Origin of the sequence: Streptomyces sp. NPDC059009 (assembly GCF_042740175.1) — a bacterium.
In the GTDB taxonomy this organism is placed as follows: Bacteria; Actinomycetota; Actinomycetes; order Streptomycetales; family Streptomycetaceae; genus Streptomyces.
In genome coordinates this window covers 72,474-95,756 of sequence record NZ_JBHYJB010000039.1, presented here as the reverse complement: position 1 = coordinate 95,756, position 23,283 = coordinate 72,474, and the positions used below count along the sequence as shown (strand labels likewise).

Sequence of the window (23,283 nt, the reverse complement as noted above, 5' to 3'; positions counted from 1 at the left end):
CGGGTCCCCGCACGACTGCGTGGCGTGCGCCGGGACCCGCCTGTCTCCTGTCCGTCACCACCCCCGAGGAATGAACCGATGACCACGAGCCTGCCCCTGTCGCCCGCCCGGCTGACCGGCCGCCGCATAGGCATCCTGACGGAGAGCGACTACGTCGAGGAAGAGATCGCCTACTACCGGCGCCGGTTCGCCGAGGAGGGCGCCGAGACCGTCCTGCTGACCCGGTTGTGGGGCCAGCCCTCGCTCACCTTCACCGGCCACGAGCAGCGCGCGCCGCTGACCGTCAGCAGCGACCTCGAGTCCCTGGACTACGCGGAGCTGTCCCGCTTCTCGGCGCTGATCGTGCCCTCGGGGCAGGTCGCCGACCGGCTGCGCTACACCGAGGACGTGGACGAGCCGGCCCCGGCCGTCGACCTGATGCGGCGGGCCTTCCGGCTGCCACAGCTGGTGAAGGCGTTCTCCTGCCATGCGCTGCAACTGATCACATCCAGCCCCGAGTTGGTGCGCGACCGCGAGGTGACCTGCCACAACAACCTCGTGGGGGACGTCCGCAACATGGGCGCCCTGTACACCAACGAGGACGTCGTGGTGGACGAGGACCTCGTGACCAGCCGCACGGTCGCCGAGTGCCACCTGCTGGCCCGCAGCATCATCGACCTGCTCGATCCGGTGCATCAGGCCGCCGCATGACGATCCGTCACCACCTCGCCCCTGCCATGGGCTCGGGCAAAGAGACGAAGAAGGAGGAGGCCACCGGTGGCCACTGAGATCGGCTTCTCGTTCTCCGACAGTACGGCGGGCTACGTCATCGACCGGCGCGGCAACCGCGTCACGCTGCGCACCCTCGACGGCTCCACCGTCACGCTGCACCTGGCGGAGACCACCCATGCACAGCGGCTGCGCAACCTGGGCCAGTCCTACGACGACGTGAGCGGTGATCTGTACGCGCAGCTGACCCCGGGCCGCTTCGTGTTCAGCTACGGGCCGGTGTACCCGGACCCGGACGGTCTGCGCTTCCAGGTGTCCCAACTGGTGCTCGTCAACGACGAGTCGGGCGAGTGGCCCTTCGAGCGCCCGGGGTGGTGGACCGAGCAGCTGCGGGAGATCGCCACGTTCTACCGGCGCTCCCAGTTCGGTGCAGGGCCCGTCGACTTCGGCGACTACCGCACGGTGATCAGCGGCAGCGGCGGCAAGACGGCGCACCTCGTCCAGGAGACCGACACCATCTCGCGCATGGTCTACGGGATGGCCAGCGCCTACATGCTGACCGGCGACGAGGACGCGCTGGAGGTCGCGGAGGCGGGCTCGCGCTATCTGCACGACCACATGCGTTACGTCGATCCCGACGAGGGCGTCGTGTACTGGTACCACGGCATCGAGGTGTCGGACGGACGTGAACACCAGCTGTTCGCCTCGGAGTTCGGCGACGACTACCGCGCCATCCCCGCGTACGAGCAGATCTACGCGCTGGTCGGGCTGACCCAGACGTACCGGCTGACCGGTTCCCCGGAGCTGCTCGGGGACATCGAGTCCACGGTGGCGCTGTTCGACAAGTTCTTCCGTGACCGGCGCCTGGGCGGCTACTACTCGCACATCGACCCGGTGACGCTCAGCCCGTACCACGAGTCCCTCGGCCCCAACCGCGCCCGCAAGAACTGGAACTCCGTGGGCGACCACGCTCCCGCCTACCTGTTCAACCTCTTCCTGGCCACCGGCGAGGAGCGGTACCGGAAGATGCTGGAGCACACCTTCGACATGATCGTCACGCACATGCCGGAGGAGTCCAGCCCGTTCGTCCAGGAGCGCTTCCACGCCGACTGGTCGCCCGACCGGGAGTGGGGCTGGCAGCAGGACCGCGCCGTCGTGGGGCACAACCTCAAGATCGCGTGGAACCTGATGCGCATGCAGGGCACGCTGCCCAAGCGCGAGTACCTCGCCCTCGCCGACCAGCTCGGCACCGCCATGCCCGAGGTGGGCCGGGACGCCCAGCGCGGCGGCTGGTACGACATGGTGCAGCGCATCTCCGCGGGCGGCCGGCACGACTTCGTGTGGCACGACCGCAAGACGTGGTGGCAGCAGGAGCAGGCCATCCTCGCCTATCTGATCCTGGCGGGCAGCCTGGAGCGCGAGGACTTCCTGCGGCACGCCCGGGAGTCCTCGGCCTTCTACAACTCCTTCTTCCTCGACCACGACGAGGGCGGCGTCTTCTTCACGGTCCTCGCGCAGGGGCTGCCGTACCTGGTGGGCAACGAGCGGCTCAAGGGCAGCCACGCCATGGCCATGTACCACAAGGCGGAGCTCTGCTTCCTCGCCGAGGTATACACCCAACTCCTGGTGCACCACGAGCCGTTGGACCTGTACTTCCGGCCCGGTCCCGGCGCCTCGTACCCGGGGAATCTGCTGCGGGTCGCGCCGGACGTGTTCCCCGCCGGGCACGTCGTCCTGGACCGGGTGACGATCGACGGCGCCCCGTACCACGACTTCGACGCCGAGACGATGGCGATCAAGCTGCCCGCGTCGGCGGAGCCGCTGCGCGTCAAGGCCCGCGTCCGGCCCGTGAAGGGGTAGTGCCGCATGTCCGTCACCACAGTCCGCTCCCCCGCCGATGCCCTCGGCCTGCGACCGGCCCCCGGCAGCAGCACGCAGCCGCCGGGGGCCACCGTCGTGCCGGGCGGCGTGCACTTCGCGGTCAACTCGTCGACGGCGCACGGCATGCGCCTGGTCCTGCTGGACCCGGCGGACGGCGGCGTCGTCGCCGAGCTGCCGTTCCCGCCCGCCTTCCGGGTCGGCACGGTCTTCACCATGACCGTGCAGGGCCTCGCGCCCGGCCGCTTCCACTACGGCTTCCGCGTCGAGTACGGGGACGGCGCCACCTCCCCGGTGATCCTCGACCCGTACGCCAAGTCCCTCGCGGGCGCGGGGGAATGGGGCGAGCGGCCGCGCTACCGCTGCGTGATCCCGGACGAGGCTCCCTTCGACTGGGCGGGCGACCGCCCGCCGCGCGTCCCGGACGACGAGCTCGTCCTGTACGAGACGCATCTGCGCGGCTACACCCGGCACGAGTCGGCGGGGGTGCACCGTCCCGGCACCTACGCGGGGCTGCGCGAGAAGATCCCCTATCTGCGCCGACTGGGCGTGAACTGCGTGGAGTTGCTGCCGGTCTTCGAGTTCGACGAGACCGACAACACCTATACGTCCCCCGCCACGGGGCAGCCCCTGCACAACTTCTGGGGGTACAACACCGTCGGCTTCTTCACCCCGAAGGCGGGCTACGCCGTCGACCAGAGGCCGGGCGGTCCGCAGCGCGAGCTGAAGGAACTCGTGCGGGAACTGCACCGGGCGGGCATCGAGGTCGTCCTCGACGTGGTGTTCAACCACACCGCGGAGGGCGACCACCGCGGCCCCACCCTGTCGTTCCGCGCCCTGGACGAGGCCGCCTTCTACCTGCTCGGCCCGGACGGCGCCCCGGTGAACATCACCGGCACCGGCAACACGGTCAACGGCAACCACCCGCTGACCCGGGCGTTCATCCTGGACTGCCTGCGGTACTGGGTGACCGAGTACCACGTCGACGGGTTCCGCTTCGACATGGCGTCGGTGCTCGCCCGCGGCACCGACGGCGAGCTGCTCGCCAACCCGCCGCTCCTCGAGGCGATCGCCCACGACCCGGTGCTCGCCCACCGCAGGCTGATCGCGGAGGCGACCGACGCGGCGGGCAGCTACCAGGTCGGCACGTTCCCCTCGTACCACCGCTGGGGCGAGTGGAACATGCGCTACCGCGACGCGATCCGCAGGTTCCTGCTCGCCCGGCCGGGCTCCACCGCCGAGTTCGCGACGCGCCTGGTCGGCTCCCCCGACCTGTACGCGGGCCGCGGCGCGGTCCCCTCGGTCAACTACATCACCTGCCATGACGGCCTCACTCTCGCCGACTGGACCTCCTACGACCGACGCCACAACGAGGCCAACGGGGAGGGCGGCCTCGACGGGATCCCCGACGAGGAGAGCTGGAACTGCGGGCACGAAGGCCCCACCGACCGCCAGGACATCCGGGAACTGCGCGAACGCCAGGCCCGCGGCGCCCTGTTGCTGCTCTTCGCGAGCCAGGGGATCCCGATGCTCCTCGCGGGCGACGAGTTCGCACGCACCCAGGACGGCAACAACAACACCTATGGCCAGGACACCCCGGTGGGCTGGGTGGACTGGTCGTTCGCGGACAGCCATGGGGGCCGGCTGCGGTTCACCGAGCGCTGCCTCGCCTTCCGCAGGGCACACCGGGTGCTGCGGCGCACCGCGCACCCCGATGACCGGGCCCGCCACAACTGGGCGTATCCACAAGTGAGTTGGCACGGTGAACGCCCCTGGGAGCCGGACTGGTCTCCCGGTTCGACACTGCTTTCCGTGCTGCTCTACGACCGCGGCCAGGACGGTGACGTCGACTGTGTGCACCTCGCGGCCAACACCGGTTCCGTTCCTCGGGAGCTGGAGCTGCCCGAGGCTCCCCCGGGCACGCGCTGGCATCTGTTCGCCGACACCGGCGCCGCCGAGGGGCGCGACGCGTATCGCCCCGGCACCGAGCCGGAGTCCGGTCGCCGTCTGCTGCTCGCCGCGCACGCGATGGCCGCGCTGGTGGCCCGGCCCGTTCCGCCGGGCGGCTGAGACCGCCGCGGCCCTCCTCGGTGGTGCGGGATGAGGGCCGCGGCTCCCATGGGGACGGGGCTCAGGCGGCGGTGGCGAGCGCCGGGGCGGCGACGATGGTCATGGAGCGGTCGAGCCCGGCGAGGGTCAGCCGGTGCCGCAGGTGCGGGGCGGCGCCCTCGACCACGATCTGCGCACCGGCCGGGAGCTGCTGCTGGGCGAAGGCCAGGCAGCGCACCGCCGCCGGGGCCAGCTGCGTCGCCTCGTACAGGTCGATCACCAGGCGGCGCGAGCGCTGCGCCACCGCCGCGTCCACGACCGCCCGCAGCTCGCGGATGTCGGCGTCGGTCACCTCGCCGGCGACGCTCAGGACCGTGGCCGCACCCTGGATGCCGAAAGAAGCGTGGAAAGACATGACAACCGTCCTAGTTCTCAGAGGGCCTGGGCCCCGTCGGGGAGTGCTTGTTTTCCTTGCACTTCAAGATTCGCGCCACGCACCCGGCCCGGTCCAATACCCGCTTCCATAGCCTGACTTCATGGCCGACGGAGCCTGACCTCATGGATATCGACACCCGCCTCCTCCGATACTTCGCCGTGGTCGCCGAGGAGGGTCATCTCACCCGGGCCGCCGAGCGGCTGTTCATCGCGCAGCCGTCACTGAGCAAACAGATCAAACAGCTGGAGAACCAGCTCGGCATGGAATTGTTCGAGCGCAGCCGCACCGGGATGGAACTCACCCGGGCCGGACGGGAACTGCACCAGGAGGTGCCCGCTCTGCTCGCGTCGTGGGACGCCCTGCTGAACGCGGCCCGGTCCGCGGCCAGCAGCGAGGCCCGGCTGCTCCGGGTGGGCTTCGTGGCCAGCGCCGCCAACGAGTCGACCCAGCGCATCGTCGCCGAGTTCGCCCGGCGCCGGCCGGGCTGGCGGGTGCACATGCGGCAGACCGAGTGGACCGACCCGACGGCCGGACTCGCCTCGGGCGACGCCGACGTGGGGCTGCTGCGCCTGCCCTTCCCCGGCCAGGAGGCCCTGCAGATCGAGACGCTGATCACCGAGGACCGCTGGATCGCGCTGCCCGCGAGCCATCGTCTCGCCGGCGAGCCGGTGGTCGAGTTCCGGGACCTGTTCGACGAGCCGTTCGTCGCCACCCCGGAGGAGTCCGGGTGGTGGCGCGAGTACTGGCTGGCCTCGGACGAGCGCGAAGGACACCCCGTCAGGATCGGAACGGTGGCCCACAACCCGGACGAGTGGCTGACCGCGATCGCCAACGGGTACGGCATCAGCCTGACCCCCGAGGCGACGGCCCGCTTCTACCAGCGCCCGGACGTCGTCTACCGCCCCGTCTCGGGCGTGAGCCCCAGTCAGGTCGGTGTCGCCTGGCCGAAGTCCGGCGGCGACAACCCCGCGGTGCGGGACTTCGTGCGCTGCTGCTTCCAGGTGCGCGACGAGTCCCGCGACGCGTGAACGGACTGTGCGCAAGAACACCCGCCGACAGTTGACGAAAACGCTCCGGAAATGTTTGCGCGACACCGGGAGCACAAAAGAGAAAGCGTACCCCCGGCGTCGAACACGAGTCCCCGATCCCGCGATACTTCGTGCAGTCTGCATTGCCGCCCCCCTGAACCCCTCTGATAATTACGAGGGTTCAACTTTTTTCCGGGAAAACCTCCGCGGGGCAGAATGCTCACGGATGAAAACGGGGGTAACACGATGTCCGTGCAATCCGGTGCCGTCTTGGTGCGCGATGTGCTCTCCTCCTACGCCGGCGAGGTCTTCCGGCCGATGCCGCGAGTGGACCAGCGCCGCTGGGCCGAGGTCTATCTGCGGGGTCTGCTCGCCGTCGAAGGAAAGAAGACGGTTCGTCGCATCGCCGAGGACGTGCTGTCACTGCCCGCCCACCAGTCGCTGCAGCAGTTCATCAACCAGAGCCCGTGGGGCTGGGGTCCGGTCCGCCGCGAGCTGGTGAGCTACCTCAACCGCAGGGACGAGGTGCAGGCGTGGGTGCTCGCCCGCACGGCCATACCCAAGCGCGGGGACCGCTCCGTGGGCGTGGGCCGCCACTTCCTGCCGGAGGAGGGACGGCTGGTCAACTCCCAGATCGGCCTGGCGGTGGTGCAGGCGACACGGCACGCGGGCGTCCCGGTCAACTGGCGGCTGCTGCTGTCGCGTCAGTGGCTCGCCGACGCGGAGCGCAGGGAGGCCGCGTACATCCCCGAGGGGGTGAACGCCAATCCGCAGTCGACCGACTTCCTGGAGATGCTCGACGAGCTGGCGGGCCCCTGGCAGGGCCCCACGGCGCCCGTGGTGGCGGACCTGCGCTCGCTGCCGGACGCCGACCGGCTGATCTGCGGGCTCGGCGAGCGGGGCCTCGGCTTCGCCCTCGAGGTCGACGGCTCGCTCCAGGTGTCCGGCGGCGCGCCGATCAGCGCCAACTCGCCGTCCAGGCCCCACTTCGGCGGCCCGCTGGGGCGTGCCATGTCGGCCCTGGAGTACGTGTTCCTGCGTCTGCACCGCCGCCGCGCCGGAGCCGACGGCGCCCCCCGGCACCCGAAGATCATCTCGTCCGCGGTCCGGCTCCCGGCCCATGACGCCTGGGCCGACGGCACCACCGGGGCGGAGGCCCGCCCCTTCCGCGAGGTGCGGCTGCTCAGTGAGCTCTCGCCGACCGGGGTACCCACCCGCTTCTGGGTGACGAGCCTCGCCGACCAGGGGGTCGAGTCGGTCATGACCCGGGCCCGCCTCGTCAAGCGGACCCAGGACGAGCTGCAGGCCCTGGAGTCGCTCGGGCTGCGGGACTTCGAGGGCCGCTCCTTCCGGGGCTGGCACCACCACATGACGATGGTGTCGGCGGCGTCGGCCTTCGACCGGTTCGGGTGGGAGCCCGAGAGCTCCGCCCCTTGAGGAACGGGGCGGAGCGGCGAGGCTGATCCACCACGCGCAGGCGGCGACGGGTCACGCCATGGCGCCCGCGGCCTCACTCATCCTTCGTGCGGGCCCGGACGCCCTCGTGACCTGACTCGGCACGGCGGCCAGCACGGGCTGCGCCGCGGTGGTCACCAGGCCGGAAAGGGCAAGCCGATCCGCCTGGAACGCACGGACGAGCAGCCGGGGTTGGCCCTCGTCGTCCGGCGCCGCCCGCTCCACCCGCAGCAGGCACGGCCGGTCGAATTCGACGTACTGGTGGAACGTGGTGTCGAACGCGAACGGCCCGGCACAGCCCAGCGTGGCCCGCGCGGCCTGGTCGACCGCCTCGAGCAGGACCATGCCCGGGACGTGGTCGTGGGGGTGATCGAAGAGGACGCCGTGCGTCGTGTCGACCCTGAGCAGCCACTGATGCGCCGCGTTCGTCGGCGACAGGACCACGTTCTTCGCGCTGGTGCGGCCCACCAGAGACGGCACAACCGGTGCGGCGGGTGCGGGGGCCCGCTCGAATGTCTCGCTCACGTTCGCGTAGGAGCCCCGCAGGCGATCGTAGATGGCCGGCGGGTGCGTGCCGTAGTGGATCTCGCCCTCCCCCACGAACTGCCCGTCCCTTACGGCCGTCACGCTCGAGACGAACATGACCGAGCCACCCCTGCGGCGCTCGACCGAGACGGGCGTGACCACGAGTTCCACTTCGGCAGGGCCGCCCTCCACGCGCAGCGCTGCGGGGCTGACCCTGAACCACAGACGCGCCATGCTGACTCGATGCCCGAGCGGCACGTCATACACCACGTGGCTGAGCAGGATCACGGCCTGCCGCAGGCTCTCCGTGACGAGTAGCGGCCGGTAGCTTCCGCCCTCGACGTAGAACGAGTGGTTCTCCGGCCACTGGACGGTCACGGTGAACGCGCCGGATCTTGCTGCGCCCCAGCTGATGGGCAGCACTTCAACAGCATGCTTCTTGCCTACGTGACACGCCGCTATCGAACTCGTGCCAACAGGTGCGAGCTGACTTGAAACAGGCACAGAGGCCCCCCGTCATGAGTCAGTGCGGATGAGTGTTTCGCCGATCTCATATGGCGCGGCCACGCCGTTCACCGGCGTGATCACACCTCGAACAACATAACGAGTGTTCTTTTTGTTGTCGAGGCTTGGCTTGTTCTGAGCACTGCCCCAGGAGCACATTCGGCCGTTGGCGAGCCCCGCACCGGACATCCCGTGCGGGGCCACGCCTCCGCCACCGACGCCGTCGCAGCGTGCGGCGCGGGCCGTTCGGGCGCCGACCGCACGGGGGCAGGGGGCCCGGATCCACCAGGCAAGACCGCCACTCACCCCGGACCGGACTCAGCCATTCCGCCGCCACACCGGGGGTGCCGCCGCAACAACGGCCAACTCTCGTCGGCGGCAACGGACTTGACTGCCCGGCACCTCACGGACAAAGAGCGAGATCGCGCCACCGGACCGCGCGGGGCCCTGGCGCACACACCCCAAGAGGAGGTAAAATAACGGCCGTTCGCTTTAATGTACGAAGAGACAGGGGCGCCCCATGGCCGAACCAAAGCAAGAACGCGCCCTGAAGACCCGGGGGGAGATCCTCCGAGCGGCGGCCGTGGCCTTCGACGAGCTCGGCTACAAGGGCGCCAGCATGAGGGAGATCACCAAGCGGGCCGGCGTGACACTGGGGGCGGTGTACTTCCACTTCTCCTCCAAGGAGGAGCTGGCCCGCGAGATCATCAACAACCAGCCGACCCTCATCCGGCCGGACGTCTCAGGGCAGGGGCTGCAAGGAGCCGTCGACATCTCGCTGGCATGGGCCCAGCAAGTGCTGGAGAACCCGATCGCACTCGCGGGCGCCCGACTGGTCATGGACCAGGAGTACTTCATGCCCCCGGAGTCGAACTCGCACCGGCAGTTCGCCAAGTTGTTCGCCGACCAGCTGCAGATCGCGAAGCACAAGCGTGAGCTGCGGGCCGGGACGGATGTGGAGTTGTACGCGCGTCTGCTGGTCAGCGCCTGCACAGGTCTGCAGATGTACGCCCAGATGGAGACCGGCCGCGCCGACCTGCCCAAGTGGTTCGAGGAGATGTGGCAATGCTTGCTCCCGGGGCTCGCCGTGCCCAGTGTCCAGAAGACCATCGACTACAGCGCGGAGCGGATGCGGAACCAGCGATAGCGATGAGGTGGGGATGGAAGGCACTCAGGGACGGTTGGCCGGACGAACGGTCATGATCACGGGAGCGTCCAGCGGCATCGGTGCCGCGGCCGCCGAGCTGTTCGCCGCGGAAGGGGCCGCCGTGGCGCTCATGGCCCGCAGGGGCGACCGGTTACGCGCCCTCGCGCAGAAGATCGAAGCCGCCGGGGGGCGGGCCCTCGTGGCCGTCGGCGACGTGACCTCCGGCGCCGACGTCGAACGGGCGGTGTCCATGACGGTGGACACCTTCGGAACGCTCAACGCCGCCTTCAACAACGCCGGTTGGGGTGCGATGGGCACGCCCCTGCACAAGCTGGACGACGCCGTCTTCGACAGCGTCATGGACGTCAATGTACGGGGCGTGTGGAACTGCCTGAAGCAGCAGATCCCGGTGATGCTGGACCAGGGTTCCGGCGGCGCGATCGTCAACACCTCGTCCACCGCGGGCTCGTTCGCCACCGGGGCGGTGGCGCCGTACGTGGCCGCGAAGCACGCCGTGCTCGGCCTGACGCGGGCCGCGGCCGCCGAGTACGGCGAGCACGGCATCCGGGTCAACGCCTTGATGGTGGGCAACACCCGCACCGATCTGACCGACGAGGCGCTGCGGGACGTGCCGCATCTCCGGAAGGCCGCGGCGGCCCGCGCCATCCAGCGGCGCTTCGCCGACCCCCTTGAGGTGGCCCGGGCCGCGGCCTGGCTGTGCAGCGCCGAATCGTCCTTCGTCACCGGCGCCGCGGTCCCGGTCGACGGCGGCTGCAGCGCCGTCTGACCGGCCGCCCTCCAACACGTCTGGTCCCCCTGCCCGATGAAGGACAGGGGGACCAGCCGCGCGGCCGACACGGGGGATGACCGGCCTCAGTGGTCGAGGGGCGGGACGGGGGTCAGCCGACCTTCGGGGCGCACCGCATGCCGATGTAGCAGCACTTGGTGCCGTCGACCATGGTGGAGAAGACGACCGGCATGTAGTCCTCGGCGAAGGACGGGCCCGCGCCGGACGCGGCGAAGACGTTCTCCTCCACCGGCAGCATCTCCATGTCCAGCGGCGGCGACATGTCCTTCATGCCGTCGACGAACTCGTAGAGCAGGCGCGCCTTCCCGTCCTGCTCGGAGACCGTGATGACGACGCCTTCGCGCTTGTACGTGCCCACGTAGCGGCTCATGTCGACGGCGACGGGCTTGTCGGACGGGCCGAAGGGCTCCGGCATCGTGACACCGGCGAGTTCGGAGAGGAGCTCACGGAACAGCTCGGCGTACAGGGGCCGGGCGCTGCCGCCGTTGGTGAGCAGGACCAGCGCCACACCCGCCTCGGGCACCACGCGCAGGTAGCCGTACTGGCCGATGGAGGCGCCGTCGTGGCCGAAGCCGGGAACGCCGTGCCAGTTGTACAGGGTCCAGCCGAGGCCCCAGCCGTCCGAGCTGACCGTCCACTTGTCGGGCACGTCGACCTCGCGGTGCTGCATGGCGGCGACGCTCTGCGGCGAAAGGACGGAGCCGCCGCCGGACGCGGTGCCGTTGTTGAGGTGCATCAGTGCGAGCCGGGCGACGTCGGCGGCCGAGGCGATGACCCGCCCGTAGGGTCCGGCGGAGCGGGGCATGAGGTCCCAGGCCGGGGCGGGGTCGGGGGTCTTGCCGGGGTCGCCGAGGTGGCTCATCGCGGCCCGGAAGCGCAGCGCCTGCTCGGGCAGCGTGACGGTGTGGGTGAGGCCGAGCGGCTCGGCGAGCAGCTCCTGCAGCGCCTCGTCCCAGGTCTTGCCGGTGATCACCTCGATGATCCGGCCGAGCACGATGTAGCCGAGGCCGCCGTAGGAGACGGCGGAGCCGGGCGGGCAGTCCAGGGCGACCTCGCGCGCGGCCTCGACGTACTTCTCCAGGCAGTCGTCGCCGCGGCCGGAGTCGTACGTGAAGTCGTTGGTGACGCCGCCGGTGTGGCTGAGGAGCTGGCGCACGGTGATGACGGCGGTGGCCTCGGGGTCGGGCGTCGCGAACTCGGGCAGCACGTCCACCACCCGTGCGTCCAGGTCGAGTTGGCCGGCGTCGACCAGGCGCAGCACCATCGTGGCGGTGTAGATCTTGGCGATGGAGCCGATCTGGAAGACGGAGTCGGTGGTGACCTCGACCTCGGTCTCCACGTTCAGGACGCCGCTGGCGAGTTCGTAGATCTCGCCGCCCTTCACGATGGCGAGGGCCGCGCCGGGCACGTGGTGGGCCTTGCGGAGCTTGTCCAGGCGCGCCTGCCAGCGGTCGAGATAGATGCCGTGGCCCGCGGAGTCCTTGGTGCCCCAGCTCCCCTTGGCCTCCCAGTTGCCTTCCTCGTCCCAGGTCACGTTCTTCGACATGATCTCTTCCTTTGCTGGTTCGGACTCGTGGGGGGTTTCACCGCACGACCCGTACGGTGTGCGCCATACCGAACACCGTACAAGCAGCGAACGCTGTACGCAACCCGGAACGGCGTTCGCTTCGTGCCGTGACCCTCCCCCTATGAAACCAACCTTCCGGTTTTGTTTCCAGTTGGCCTTCGGCCAGGGAAGAGTGAGGTAGCCGTTCGCTACGCGGCGAAGCCCACGTGCGTCACGTACTCGTACTGGCCCCACTGCGAGCCGAGTTCGACGATCTGGTCCACCCACTCGCTCTGCAGCCCGGTCCCGTCCCCGTCCGCCCAGGCCCGGACCATACGGTCCCACCTGCGGATATTGAGGGTGCGGAACTCCATGACGCGCTGGAATCGGCGGTCCACCTGGGACTGGTTGAGGGGATGGATCTCGATGCGCGTGCCCCCGCGCGCGTTCAGTCGGCGCAGCAGATGGCGCGCCACGTTCTGGCGGCGCACCGTCCGGTACGCCTCGTCGACGCGCTGCAGGTTGGCCTTCGAGGGACTGCGCTTTTCGGCCAGCCAGGCGTTCAGGGTGCGGTCGGTGACGGTCAGCCCGGCCGCGCGGGCGGCGGCCCGGGCGTGCGGGGTGCGGGTCAGATAGTGGAGGCGGGCCAGCAGGCCGCGGCGGGTGGTGACCGGCGAGGCGATGGTCTCGACGAGGCGGTCGAGCTGCCGGCCGACGGCCTCGCCGCCCTCGAGCCCGCGGGCGCCGAACTTTCCGAATTCGTGGGTGAACTCTGGCATGACGTCCTATCGGCGCTTTCCGCTCAGTCCTGGTCCGGAGCGGGCTCGGATACGGGCTCGGATGCGAGGTCCTGCTGCGGGCCCGTCCCGATGGCGTAGACGTCCTTCACCTTCACCTCGGTGACCCCGCGGCCCTCGGTGAAGACATGCTGCCAGTCACCGATGACGTGCAGCTCGTCGGTGCCCATGGCGCGCACGACGGTCAGCCCCTCGTCGTACGCCTTGTATGCCTTCAGCCAGAGGTTGGCGAACGCCTGGGAGCGGATGAGGTGCATCCAGTCGGGGCGGTACAGCTCCCGGTTGTAGTTCGACTCGCCCATCGTCGAGACGAACTTCGAGTACATGGCCTTCACGTATTCGAGCGTCACCTCGTCACCCTCGGCGATCGCGGCGTCGCGCGCGTCCTTGAGGGCCACCCGGAACTTCTCCAGCAGCCCCTCGGTGGCGCCGGACGTCCACGACTCGTGGATCACCGGCCGGTCGCACAGCCCGTACGAAGCCCGGGAGCAGCGCAGCAGCAGCCGCAGGGTCGGCTCGGTGACCCAGAGCGGGCCCGGTTCGTCGCGGTTGCCGATCGGGTTGGGCAGCAGCGCGTCGTGGTCCCACTCGGGCGGGGTGATGAGGTGGACGCCCGCGCGCCGCCGGTCGTGGTGGTCGCCCTCGCCGTACTCCAGGGCGCCGATCGGCAGATGGGTCTTCAGGGCCGAGAGATAGGCGCCGTTGATGTCGAGCGCGGTCACCTCGTGGCGCCCGGCGGGCAGTTCGGGGCGGGTCCACTTGGGGCGGGCCTCCCAGATCTCGTCCGGCCCGGTCTTGCTCTTCTTGCGCAGCACGTCCGGCAGCGGCGGGTGGGCCACGATGTCGTAGCGCCCGCCCTTGCGGCACTCGTCGAGCAGGGCCATCGCGTCCCGGATCGCGTTCTTGAGCAGCTCCGCGCCGGCCGCGTCGCTGTCGCCCTGATGCTTGGTCAGGGCGGCGTGCACCGCATGGCCGATGAGATCCGGAACGTCGGATGCCGCCTGGGCGCGCCGTCCCACGGGGACCACCTTGGTGGTGCGCGTGGTGCGCCCCTGGTGTTCCGGGGCCCGCGGGGGCGATTCTCGGCCAGTCACCGGGGAGTCGGCAGTGGGAGCCTCGGGAGCCGGGACCTCGGCCGCCGGAGCCTCGGGCCGGGGGCGCGCGGCCGCCTCGCACTCGGCCGGGTCCAGGTGCTGGGGGAAGCCCGCCATCTGGTGCGTGGCCGGATGCCCGCACAGGACACAGGGCTGTGCGGCCGCGAGCTCCCGCGCCTCGTCGGCGTCGTCGGCCCCGTCGAACTCCCCGGCCGCGTCCGCTTCCTTGAGCCCGGCCTCTTCGCTCCCGCCGATCCCGTCGGTCGCGTCGATCCCGTCGGCGCCGTGCCCCGGCCCCTCGGCCGCCGCAGCGGCAGCGGCAGCGGCAGCGGCCCGATCGCGCAGCTTGGCCTCCGCGCCCTCGAGGAAGTACGCGTACTTGTCGCGGATGCCACCCGCGGGATCGCGTCCCGTCTCCCATCCCCCGACGGTCGACGGGCTCACCCCGAGGGCGCCCGCGACCTGCGCACGGGACAGGCCGAGGCTCTCGCGAAGCTCGCGCCGCCGCTGCGGGGACGGGAGTTCGGCCTCCTCGCGCGCCTGGGCGAGCAGCGCGTCGATCGCGTCGAAATCAGTCACCGGTCCTCCACGGGCCCCAGCCTATCTAGGGGTCCGGGCAGGTCCGGTCAGACGGCGTCGGCCGTGCTCCGAAGTCGTGCCTCGAGCCCGTCCAGGACCCGGTCGAGACCGTACGAGAATCCGTCCCCGTCGTCGGACGCGTTCTGCTGGGCGTACCACTCGCTCAGCCGCGGATAGGGTCTGACCGCCTCCTTGACGGTGGGCCACACGCTCTCCGCCCACTCCTGCTGGCTCTTGCCGCTGCGGGCGAGCGCGGTGAGCCAGGCCGCCTCGCTGGTGCCGAAGCCGAGGACGTAGGCGATCAGCGTCTTCATCGCGCGGTCCGCCTCGGTCAGGCTGAAGCCGCCCGCCTCGAGCACGGCCAGCAGGCGGTCGGTGTTCCGCATCATGTTGGGGCCGAGGTAGGACAGGCCCGCGCCGCCGAGCACCGACGCCATCCAGGGGTGGCGCCGGATCGTGCCGCGCAGGCTCTCCGCCGCGCCCGCGGCGGCCGAACGCCAGCCGTCGGGGTCGTCGAGGCGGATGTCCATCTCGCCGTAGATCTCGTCCACGACCAGTTCGACCAGCTCGTCCTTGTTGGCCACGTGCGAGTACAGCGACGTCGCGCCCACGTTCAGGCGGGTGCCGAGCCGGCGCATGCTCAGCGCCTCGATGCCTTCCGCGTCGAGGAGGCTGACGGCCTCGGTGACGATCTGCTCGCGGCTCAGCGCCGGCTGCTCCCGGCGGCTGCGGCGCGGCCGGGTCCACACCGACTGGATCGCAGGCTCCTTGGCTGGCATGTGGCCTCCTCTTTTCGTCGCCTCAGGATAGCCCCACATTCGCACATCGTGCGGGGTAGCGCACACCGTGCCACGTGGCGTACAGTGCTCTGTATTGCGAACACTGTACGCATCGCAACGGCCCACATGACAGGTCGTACGGACAGGAGATGTGGACCACTCAGCACACGACTACCGGGGGACTGAGGTTCATGGCTGGATGACGACTAGAAAAGAAACCGGGACGTTGGTTTAATTGACTTCCGGTGCAGCTACCCCCACTGGCACTGGGCGCTGGCTTCGGTCGCTTTGCCGGGCTCACACCGTTTCGAAAGGTTTTCAGATGGAACGTCATCCACGTCGCTGGCTCATCCTGATCGTGCTGTGCCTCAGCACGCTCGTGCTGGTGATCGACAACATGGTGCTGACCGTTGCCGTGCCGCCGATCGCCGAGGACATCGGGGCTACGGCACAGGACGTTCAGTGGATCCTCGAGTCCTACATGCTCGTCTTCGCCGGTCTCCTGCTCACCGCGGGAAGCCTGTCCGACAAGTACGGACGCCGTAAGGTCATGATCATCGGCCTTGTGGTGTTCGGCGCCGCATCCGTCATGGCGACCTGGGCCAACAGCCCGGAGCAACTCATCGCCGCCCGTGTCTTCATGGGTATCGGCGGGGCGCTGGTCATGCCGAGCACACTGTCCATCCTCATCACCGTCTTCGACGAGGAGGAGCGCCCCAAGGCGATCTCCGCCTGGAGCGCGGTGGCCATGGTGGGCCTGGTCGGCGGTCCGGTCCTCGGTGGTGCGCTGATCGCCCACTTCTGGTGGGGCTCGGTCTTCCTGATCAACATCCCGATCGCGATCCTGGCGATCATCTCCGCGCTGATCCTGATGCCCGAGTCCAAGGGGCCCTGGCGCAAGGCCGACCCGTTCGGCATGGTCCTGTCGGTCATCGGCATGGCCGCGCTCGTGTGGACCATCAACGAGCTGCCCAAGGACGGCCTCGGTCACACGAACGTGCAGATCGCGCTCGCCGTCGCCGTCGTCTCGCTGGTCGGCTTCGGCATCTGGGAAGCCCGCGTCGAGTCGCCGATGGTGCCGCTGAGCCTGTTCAAGAACCGGGTGTTCACAGGATCCAGCTTCTCGCTGGTGCTGCTGACGTTCGCCAACGGCGGTCTGATGCTGGTGCTCACCCAGTACCTGCAGTACGTCCTCAAGTACACGCCCACCGAGACCGGTCTGGCCTTCACGCCGCTGGCCGTGGCCACGCTGATCTTCAACGGCGTCGGCTCGGCGCTGATCCCGAAGACCGGCAACCGGCCGGTCGCGGTGGCGGGTCTGCTGGTCATCGCCGGCGGGTTCGCGGTCCTGTCGACGCTGTCCGTCGGTGACGGCTGGACGCCGCTCATCATCGCCATGCTGCTGATGGGTGCCGGTTCCGGTCTGGCGATGCCCGCGGTCATCGCGGCCCTGATGGGTGCGGTGCCCGGCGAGCACGCCGGTGTCGGCTCCGCGCTCAACGACACGATCCAGCAGGCCGGTGCCGCCCTCGGTGTCGCCGTCCTCGGCTCGGTCCTGACCAGCACCTACAAGGGAGGCATGCCGGACGGCGCGTCCGACACCGCCAAGGAGTCCATCCAGGGAGCGCTCGCCACCGGCGACAAGTCGCTCATCGAGACGGCGCGCGACGCCTTCTCCGACGGCATGCAGGCGAGCTTCCTCGCCGGCGCCGCCGGTGTCGTGGCCGCCGCGATCCTGGCCGTCTTCCTGATGCGCACCCCGAAGGACGGGGCGCTCGCGGAAGGGGACGCCGAGGGGCAGAGTGCCGGGGCGGCCGACGACGGCCAGGACGGTGTTGTCGCGGAGCCCGTACTGCAGAAGGAGGTCGCGGCGAACGGGGCCGAAGCCGACCGCTGAGCCCGGCAGGCAGGCGGCCACGATTCGCTGCCCGTTGTGTGCCGGACTCCGGTCCGGCGCACAACAGCGGGGCGACCCCCGGATGAGGATGGTCCGGGTGGGTCGCCCCGCATTGTCGTGAGTGCCGGGTAGGGCGCTCGGAAGCGGCGCTGAGGATGGGCGCGCGAGGGTGGCGCTGAGGATGGGCGCCTGGAGGTGCGGCGCTGTGGGTGAGCGCCTGTGCGAGGTCGGGCCCCGGGGACGTCGTTGGCCCCGGGGCCCAGGTCAGTTGGCCGGCAGCGCCGACGGGAACTCCGCGAGGAACGTGCCGACTTCGTCGTCGTCGAGGATCAGCGGCGGGGCAAGCCGGATGACGTCCGGCTTGGCCGCGTTCACCAACAGGCCCCGGTCCTGGGCGGCTTGCTGGATCTCGGCCGCGCGCGGCTCGCGCAGCGCGATGCCGATGAGCAGGCCCTCGCCGCGCACCTCCTCGACCAGGGGGTGGCCCAGGGCCGCGACCCCGGCACGCAGCCGCTCGCCCTGCGTCTTGGCGTTGGCGAGGAGACCGTCGCGCTCGATGGTGTCGATGACCGCCAACGCCCCTGCGCACACCGGCGGGTTGCCGCTGAAGGTGGAGCCGTGCGCGCCCGGGGTGAGCAGCTCCGCGGCCGGTCCGAAGGCGAGGGTGGCGCCGATGGGGAGGCCGCCGCCCAGGCCCTTGGCGAGGGTCACGACGTCGGCCTCGACGCCCTCGGCCTGGGCCGCGTACCAGTGCCCGGTGCGGCCGATGCCGGTCTGCACCTCGTCCAGGATGAGCAGGGCGCCCTTGGCCGAGGCGATCTCGCGGGCGGCGCTCAGATAGCCGGGCGGGGGCGGGATCACCCCGTTCTCGCCCTGGATCGGCTCCAGGATGACGAAGGCGGTCTCCTCGGTGACGGCGGCGCGCAGAGCCTCGGTGTCGCCGTAGGGGACGTACGAGACGGCTCCCGGCAGCGGCTCGAAGGGGGTGCGCTTGACGGGCTGTCCGGTCAGCGACAGGGCGCCCATGGTGCGGCCGTGGAAGCCGCCGTCGGCGGCGACCATGTGCCTGCGGCCCGTGAGGCGGCCCATCTTGAAGGCGGCCTCGTTGGCCTCGGCGCCGGAGTTGGAGAAGTAGACGCGGCCGGGGCGGCCGGTCAGCTCCAGGAGGCGCTCGGCGAGGGCGACGGTGGGCTCGGCGATGAAGAAGTTCGAGACGTGGCCGAGCGACGTCAGCTGACGCGACACCGCCTCGACGAACGCCGGGTGGGCGTGGCCGAGCGAGTTGACCGCGATGCCGCCGAGGAAGTCGAGGTACCGCGTGCCCTCGGCGTCCCAGACCTTGACGCCCTGGCCGCGGACCAGGGGCAGGCGCGGGGTGCCGAAGTTGTCCATCATCGAGCTCTGCCAGCGATCGGCCAGAGCGCGGTTGTCGGTGCCGCCGTGCGGGCCGGAGGGGCCGCCGTTCATGCCGCCTTCTCCTCGAAGTAGTGGACGGGCGCCGCGCGTTCGGCACGCTTCTCGTCGGGCACGACCATGGTGCCGATGCCCTCGTCGGTGAAGATCTCCAGCAGGAGCGAGTGCTTCACCCGGCCGTCGATGACGCGGGCGGTGCCCACGCCGCCCTGCACGGCGTGCAGGCAGCCCTCCATCTTCGGGATCATCCCGCTGGCCAGTTCGGGCAGGACCGTCTCCAGCTCGCTGGCGCTCAGCTTGGAGATGACTTCTTCGCTGTGGGGCCAGTTCGCGTACAGGCCCTCGACATCGGTGAGGATCATCAGCATTTCCGCGCCAAGTGCGGCCGCGAGGGCCGCGGCGGCGGTGTCCGCGTTCACGTTGAACACCCCACCACCGGCAGCGTCCTTGGCATCCACCGGACGCGCGATGGAGGAGATGACAGGGATACGGCCGTTGTCGATGAGCGCCTGCACCACCCCGGCATCCACATCGGCGACCTCGCCGACCCGACCGATGTCCACGGACTTCCCGTCCACCTCGGCATAGCACTTGATGGCCGTCATCAGGCGGGCGTCCTCACCGGTCATGCCGACCGCGTGCCCACCGTGCTCGTTCAGCAGACCCACCAGCTCGCGCTGCACCTGACCCGCCAGGACCATCCGTACGACGTCCATGGTCTCGTCATTGGTGACCCGCAGCCCGGCCTTGAACTCACTGTCCATGCCCAGGCGTTCCAACTGCGCACTGATCTGCGGACCCCCGCCATGCACCACGACCGGGTTCAGGCCCGCGTGCCGCAGAAACAGGATGTCCTCGGCGAACGCCGCCTTCAGATCATCGTTGACCATCGCGTTCCCGCCGAACTTGATCACGACGGTCTTGCCATGGTGGCGCGCCATCCAGGGCAGCGCCTCGATCAGAGTGTGGGCCTTGGGCATCGCCGCGCGCTTGCGGTCGTTGGCGGCGGTGACGGTGGTGGTGTCCGGCACGGTGTCGAGGAGAGACGTAAGAGCGCTCATGAGGCGTACTCGCTGTTCTCGTGGACGTACTCGGCGGTGAGGTCATTGGCCCAGATGACGGCGGACTCGCTGCCCGCTGCCAGGTCGGCGGTGATGCGGACCTCGCGGCCGCGCATCGTCACGAGGGTGCGGTCTTCTCCGACGGACCCCTTCTTGCAGACCCATACGTCGTTGATGGCGACGTTCAGTTCGTCGGGGTCGAAGGTCGCGGAGGTGGTGCCGATGGCGGACAGGACGCGGCCCCAGTTGGGGTCCTCGCCGTGGATGGCGCACTTGAGGAGGTTGTTGCGGGCGATGGTGCGCCCCACCTCGACGGCGTCGTCCTCGGTCGCGGCACCCGTCACTTCGATACGGATGTCCTTGCTGGAGCCCTCGGCGTCGCCGATGAGCTGCCGGGCCAGGTCGGCGCAGACCGTGTGCACGGCCTCGGCGAACTCGGCCTCGTCCGGGGTGACTTGGGCAGCACCGGAGGCGAGCAGCAGCACGGTGTCGTTGGTGGACATGCAGCCGTCGGAGTCGACCCGGTCGAAGGTGGTGCGGGTCGCGCCGCGCAGCGCCCGGTCCAGGACACCGGCGTCGACGTCGGCGTCGGTGGTGAGGACCACCAGCATCGTGGCGAGGCCGGGGGCGAGCATGCCCGCGCCCTTGGCCATGCCGCCGACGGTCCAGCCGCCGCGGGTGACCGCGGCCTGCTTGTGCACGGAGTCCGTGGTCTTGATGGCGACGGCCGCCGACTCGCCGCCCTCGTCGGACAGTTCACCGGCCGCCTTCTCGATGCCGGGCAGCAGCTTGTCCATCGGCAGCCGGATGCCGATCAGCCCGGTCGAGCAGACCGCGATCTGGCCGGCGTCGTGGCCGAGGACCGTGGCCACCTGCTCGGCGGTGGCGTGCGTATCGGAGAACCCCTCGGGGCCGGTACAGGCGTTGGCGCCACCGGAGTTGAGGACGACGGCGCTGACCTGGCCGCCCGCGAGGACCTGGCGGGACCACTTCACGGGGGCGGCGTTGACCCGGTTGGAGGTGAAGACTCCGGCGGCGGCGCGGCTCGGGCCGGTGTTGACGACGAGGGCGAGGTCCGGCGTGCCCTTCTGCTTGATCCCGGCGGTGGTCCCGGCGGCCGTGAATCCCTTGGCTGCGGTGACGCTCACGGTGCGACTCCGATCGTCGAGAGCCCCTGGTCCTCGGGGAAGCCGAGGGCGATGTTCATGCTCTGCACCGCGCCGCCCGCGGTGCCCTTGGTGAGGTTGTCGATGACGCTGATCGCGATGATCCGGCCGTTGGACTCGTCGAGTACGGCCTGGATGTGCGCGGCGTTGGAGCCGACCACGGCGGCGGTGGTGGGCCAGGTGCCCTCGGGCAGGAGCCGGGCGAACGGCTCGTCGGCGAGGGCCTTCTCGTACGCGGCGCGGACGTCCTCGGCCGTGACTCCCGGCCTGGCCTTGGCGGAGCAGGTGGCGATGATGCCGCGCGGCATCGGGGCGAGCGTCGGCGTGAAGGAGACGCCGACGCGGGTCCCGGCCGCGGCGCTGAGGTTCTGGATCATCTCCGGCGTGTGCCGGTGCGTGCCGCCGACGCCGTACGGAGTCATGTTGCCCATCGTCTCGGCGCCGAGGAGGTTCGGCTTGGGTGCCTTGCCGGCGCCGGAGGTGCCGGAGGCGGCCACGACGACCGCCTCGGGCTCGGCCAGGTCCGCGGCGTAGGCCGGGAACAGGGCGAGCGTGACGGCGGTGGGGTAGCAGCCCGGCACCGCGATGCGCTTGCCCCCGCGCAGCGCCTCGCGTCCACCGGGCAGTTCGGGCAGGCCGTAGGGCCAGGTGCCGGCGTGCGGGGTGCCGTAGAAGCGCTCCCATTCGGCGGCGTCGTTCAGGCGGAAGTCCGCGCCGCAGTCCACGACGAGGACGTCCGGGCCGAGTTGCTCGGCGACGGCTGCGCTCTGTCCGTGGGGCAGGGCGAGGAACACCACGTCGTGCCCCGCCAGGACGGAGAGCTCCGTCTTCTCCAGTTCGCGGTCGGCCAGCGGGCCGAGGTGCGGCTGGAGGCTCCCCAGGCGCTGGCCCGCGTTGGAGTTTCCGGTCAGGGCGCCGATCTCCACCTCGGGGTGGGCGAGAAGCAGGCGCAGGAGCTCACCTCCCGCGTACCCGCTGGCTCCGGCAACGGCTGCTCGCACTGTCATGAATCCTCCCGGTCGCAGATCAGTTTTGTACCTGGCGGAGAAGAGCCCCCGAAAGAGGTCTCGCCATGCCCATGTCAAAACAACGAACAGCAAAAAGGTCGGCCCGGATGCCGGGCCGACCCTTGTGACCTGCCGGAATACCCGGCGCGCTTCAGAAGCGCACGGGCAGCGCGGCGAGGTGAATGCCCTCACCGGGCAGCGGCTTGTACACCAGCTCGTCGCGCGGAACCGCGAGCTCCAGACCGTCGTGCTTGATCAGCAGCCGGTCCAGGACGACCTCGGTCTCCAGGCGGGCGAGGGCCGCGCCGATGCAGTAGTGCGCGCCGTGACCGAGCGCCAAGTGGCCCACACCGCGGCCGAGTTTGCGGGAGATGTCCAGCTTGTCCGGCGCGTCGAACTCGGCCGGGTCGTGGTTCACGCCCATCAGGGAGCCCGTGACGACGTCGCCCTGCTTGATCGGGCAGCCGCCGAACTCCATGTCCTCGGTGGCGTACAGCGGCGCCCCCATCGGGACCGGGCTGGTGAAGCGGAGCAGCTCGGGAATGGCGCGGGTGGCGAGCAGCTCCGGCTCCTGGCGCAGCTTGTCGAGCTGCTCGGAGTGGTCGAACAGCGTCAGGATCGAGTCGCAGATGAACGTGGCCGGCGGGGTGATGCCCGTGTTGATGAGCAGCAGGAACACCGCGACGATCTCGGTCTCGGTGAGCGCGTCCTCCTCCTCGTCGGCGGCGCGCACGAGCTCGGAGATGAGGTCCTCGGCGGGCTCCTCGCGGCGCCGCACGATCAGGTCCTTGCAGTGCTCGACCATGCCCTTGAGGGCCGGGATGAACAGCTCCGGGTCGCCGGAGGCGTACTCGCGGATCCACTTGGTCATCTGCGCGTGGTGCTGCTGGTCGATGCCGATGAGCTCGCAGATAACGGTCGCCGCGAGGGGGTAGCCGAGCTCCTCCAGGAGGTCGCCCTCGCCCTTGGCGGAGAGCTTCGCGTAGAGGTCGTCGACGATCTGCTCGATCTGCGGGCGGAGGCCCGCTATGCGGCGGGCCGTGAAGGAGCGCGTGATCAGGTTCCGCAGCCGGGCGTGCTCCTCGCCGTCGGCGAGGACGAGGATCCCGAGGTACGGGCTGTAGTCGGCGGGCAGCCCGTACGCCTCGATCATCTGGTCGGCGATGCTCGGCCCGTCCTGGCCCGGCAGCTTGCTGCTGTCGCGCACGAAGCGGGGGTCGGACAGGGCCGCCTTCGCCTCTTCGTAGCGGGTGATGAGCCAGACCGGGGTCTCCAGGTCGGGCAGCGTGGCACGGGTCAGGCCCTGCTCGCGCAGTTCCGTGTACTGGGCCGGGTCACTCACGATCTCCGAGGTCAGGCTGACGACTTGCTCCGACACGATCGTTCTCCTTCGGGTTCTCTCATCA

19 protein-coding genes are annotated in these 23,283 nt (G+C 70.2%); 8 read left to right on the top strand and 11 right to left on the bottom strand.

All coding sequences use genetic code 11. From position 1 onward, the window contains the following. Positions 1–78 precede the first annotated feature (78 nt). From ACFWYM_RS32905 to ACFWYM_RS32895, 3 genes are all read left to right on the top strand, one after another. Positions 79–690, top strand: a complete 612-nt coding sequence (locus ACFWYM_RS32905; RefSeq protein ID WP_384845685.1) for a DJ-1/PfpI family protein — start codon at positions 79–81, stop codon at positions 688–690. 66 nt (positions 691–756) lie between these two features. Further along, positions 757–2,568, top strand: a complete 1,812-nt coding sequence (locus ACFWYM_RS32900; RefSeq protein WP_384845683.1) for an AGE family epimerase/isomerase — start codon at positions 757–759, stop codon at positions 2,566–2,568. A 6-nt stretch (positions 2,569–2,574) separates the two neighbouring features. Beyond that, entirely contained in the window at positions 2,575–4,656 is a 2,082-nt protein-coding gene (locus ACFWYM_RS32895; RefSeq protein WP_384845681.1) for a glycogen debranching protein, read from the top strand. 61 nt (positions 4,657–4,717) lie between these two features. Here ACFWYM_RS32895 and ACFWYM_RS32890 read toward each other — a convergent pair whose 3' ends face one another. Continuing rightward, positions 4,718–5,050, bottom strand: coding sequence for an STAS domain-containing protein (locus ACFWYM_RS32890; RefSeq protein WP_384845679.1), 333 nt, complete (start codon positions 5,048–5,050; stop codon positions 4,718–4,720). 143 nt (positions 5,051–5,193) lie between these two features. Here ACFWYM_RS32890 and ACFWYM_RS32885 point away from each other — a divergent pair, with 143 nt between their 5' ends. Beyond that, positions 5,194–6,099: a LysR family transcriptional regulator gene (locus ACFWYM_RS32885; protein WP_384845677.1), complete on the top strand. Its 906-nt coding sequence runs from the start codon at positions 5,194–5,196 to the stop codon at positions 6,097–6,099. A gap of 246 nt (positions 6,100–6,345) precedes the next feature. Further along, on the top strand, positions 6,346–7,536 hold the full coding sequence (locus tag ACFWYM_RS32880) for an IS701 family transposase (protein ID WP_384845675.1): 1,191 nt from the start codon (positions 6,346–6,348) through the stop codon (positions 7,534–7,536). A gap of 51 nt (positions 7,537–7,587) precedes the next feature. On the opposite strand, the gene ACFWYM_RS32875 is transcribed toward ACFWYM_RS32880, so the two are convergent. Next, complete coding sequence (locus tag ACFWYM_RS32875) at positions 7,588–8,583, bottom strand: ScbA/BarX family gamma-butyrolactone biosynthesis protein (RefSeq protein ID WP_384845673.1); 996 nt, start codon at positions 8,581–8,583, stop codon at positions 7,588–7,590. Positions 8,584–9,103: 520 nt separating this feature from the next. Between ACFWYM_RS32875 and ACFWYM_RS32870 the strand changes: the two genes are divergently transcribed. Together ACFWYM_RS32870 and ACFWYM_RS32865 are read left to right on the top strand one after the other, a co-directional pair. Next, on the top strand, positions 9,104–9,730 hold the full coding sequence (locus tag ACFWYM_RS32870; protein ID WP_384845671.1) for a ScbR family autoregulator-binding transcription factor: 627 nt from the start codon (positions 9,104–9,106) through the stop codon (positions 9,728–9,730). A gap of 52 nt (positions 9,731–9,782) precedes the next feature. Next, positions 9,783–10,517, top strand: a complete 735-nt coding sequence (locus tag ACFWYM_RS32865) for an SDR family NAD(P)-dependent oxidoreductase (protein WP_384845669.1) — start codon at positions 9,783–9,785, stop codon at positions 10,515–10,517. A gap of 112 nt (positions 10,518–10,629) precedes the next feature. Here ACFWYM_RS32865 and ACFWYM_RS32860 read toward each other — a convergent pair whose 3' ends face one another. From ACFWYM_RS32860 to ACFWYM_RS32845, 4 genes are all read right to left on the bottom strand, one after another. Then, a complete protein-coding gene (locus ACFWYM_RS32860) occupies positions 10,630–12,084 on the bottom strand; it encodes a serine hydrolase domain-containing protein (protein WP_384845667.1) in 1,455 nt (484 codons plus the stop codon). Between the two features lie 209 nt (positions 12,085–12,293). Continuing rightward, complete coding sequence (locus ACFWYM_RS32855; protein ID WP_384845665.1) at positions 12,294–12,863, bottom strand: transcriptional regulator; 570 nt, start codon at positions 12,861–12,863, stop codon at positions 12,294–12,296. Between the two features lie 23 nt (positions 12,864–12,886). Next, the gene (locus tag ACFWYM_RS32850) at positions 12,887–14,554 is read right to left on the bottom strand and encodes a helix-turn-helix domain-containing protein (RefSeq protein ID WP_384845664.1); all 1,668 of its coding nucleotides are present in this window, start codon (positions 14,552–14,554) and stop codon (positions 12,887–12,889) included. 47 nt (positions 14,555–14,601) lie between these two features. Continuing rightward, entirely contained in the window at positions 14,602–15,333 is a 732-nt protein-coding gene (locus ACFWYM_RS32845; RefSeq protein ID WP_384845662.1) for a TetR/AcrR family transcriptional regulator, read from the bottom strand. A 322-nt stretch (positions 15,334–15,655) separates the two neighbouring features. Here ACFWYM_RS32845 and ACFWYM_RS32840 point away from each other — a divergent pair, with 322 nt between their 5' ends. Beyond that, on the top strand, positions 15,656–17,230 hold the full coding sequence (locus ACFWYM_RS32840; protein WP_384845660.1) for an MFS transporter: 1,575 nt from the start codon (positions 15,656–15,658) through the stop codon (positions 17,228–17,230). A 264-nt stretch (positions 17,231–17,494) separates the two neighbouring features. Here ACFWYM_RS32840 and ACFWYM_RS32835 read toward each other — a convergent pair whose 3' ends face one another. The 5 genes from ACFWYM_RS32835 to ACFWYM_RS32815 form a co-directional block, all read right to left on the bottom strand. Next, entirely contained in the window at positions 17,495–18,697 is a 1,203-nt protein-coding gene (locus ACFWYM_RS32835) for an acetylornithine transaminase (protein WP_384845658.1), read from the bottom strand. Continuing rightward, complete coding sequence (gene argB / locus ACFWYM_RS32830) at positions 18,694–19,623, bottom strand: acetylglutamate kinase (RefSeq protein ID WP_384845718.1); 930 nt, start codon at positions 19,621–19,623, stop codon at positions 18,694–18,696. Before argB ends, ACFWYM_RS32835 begins: the two co-directional genes overlap by 4 nt. A 77-nt stretch (positions 19,624–19,700) precedes the next feature. Continuing rightward, entirely contained in the window at positions 19,701–20,852 is a 1,152-nt protein-coding gene (gene argJ, locus ACFWYM_RS32825; protein ID WP_384845656.1) for a bifunctional glutamate N-acetyltransferase/amino-acid acetyltransferase ArgJ, read from the bottom strand. Continuing rightward, on the bottom strand, positions 20,849–21,877 hold the full coding sequence (gene argC / locus ACFWYM_RS32820) for an N-acetyl-gamma-glutamyl-phosphate reductase (protein ID WP_384845654.1): 1,029 nt from the start codon (positions 21,875–21,877) through the stop codon (positions 20,849–20,851). Before argC ends, argJ begins: the two co-directional genes overlap by 4 nt. Positions 21,878–22,028: 151 nt before the next feature. Further along, a complete protein-coding gene (locus ACFWYM_RS32815; RefSeq protein ID WP_384845652.1) occupies positions 22,029–23,255 on the bottom strand; it encodes a cytochrome P450 in 1,227 nt (408 codons plus the stop codon). Between the last annotated feature and the right edge of the window lie 28 nt (positions 23,256–23,283).

Coding starts and splice junctions, on each gene's coding strand:
- ACFWYM_RS32845 (WP_384845662.1), bottom strand. CDS start 15,333: ATGCCAGCCAAGGAGCCTGCGATCCAGTCGGTGTGGACCCGGCCGCGC.
- ACFWYM_RS32865 (WP_384845669.1), top strand. CDS start 9,783: ATGATCACGGGAGCGTCCAGCGGCATCGGTGCCGCGGCCGCCGAGCTG.
- ACFWYM_RS32880 (WP_384845675.1), top strand. CDS start 6,346: ATGTCCGTGCAATCCGGTGCCGTCTTGGTGCGCGATGTGCTCTCCTCC.
- ACFWYM_RS32870 (WP_384845671.1), top strand. CDS start 9,104: ATGGCCGAACCAAAGCAAGAACGCGCCCTGAAGACCCGGGGGGAGATC.
- argB (WP_384845718.1), bottom strand. CDS start 19,623: ATGCCCAAGGCCCACACTCTGATCGAGGCGCTGCCCTGGATGGCGCGC.
- ACFWYM_RS32895 (WP_384845681.1), top strand. CDS start 2,575: ATGTCCGTCACCACAGTCCGCTCCCCCGCCGATGCCCTCGGCCTGCGA.
- ACFWYM_RS32905 (WP_384845685.1), top strand. CDS start 79: ATGACCACGAGCCTGCCCCTGTCGCCCGCCCGGCTGACCGGCCGCCGC.
- argC (WP_384845654.1), bottom strand. CDS start 21,877: ATGACAGTGCGAGCAGCCGTTGCCGGAGCCAGCGGGTACGCGGGAGGT.
- ACFWYM_RS32860 (WP_384845667.1), bottom strand. CDS start 12,084: ATGTCGAAGAACGTGACCTGGGACGAGGAAGGCAACTGGGAGGCCAAG.
- ACFWYM_RS32840 (WP_384845660.1), top strand. CDS start 15,656: ATGGAACGTCATCCACGTCGCTGGCTCATCCTGATCGTGCTGTGCCTC.
- ACFWYM_RS32885 (WP_384845677.1), top strand. CDS start 5,194: ATGGATATCGACACCCGCCTCCTCCGATACTTCGCCGTGGTCGCCGAG.
- ACFWYM_RS32890 (WP_384845679.1), bottom strand. CDS start 5,050: ATGTCTTTCCACGCTTCTTTCGGCATCCAGGGTGCGGCCACGGTCCTG.
- ACFWYM_RS32835 (WP_384845658.1), bottom strand. CDS start 18,697: ATGAACGGCGGCCCCTCCGGCCCGCACGGCGGCACCGACAACCGCGCT.
- ACFWYM_RS32855 (WP_384845665.1), bottom strand. CDS start 12,863: ATGCCAGAGTTCACCCACGAATTCGGAAAGTTCGGCGCCCGCGGGCTC.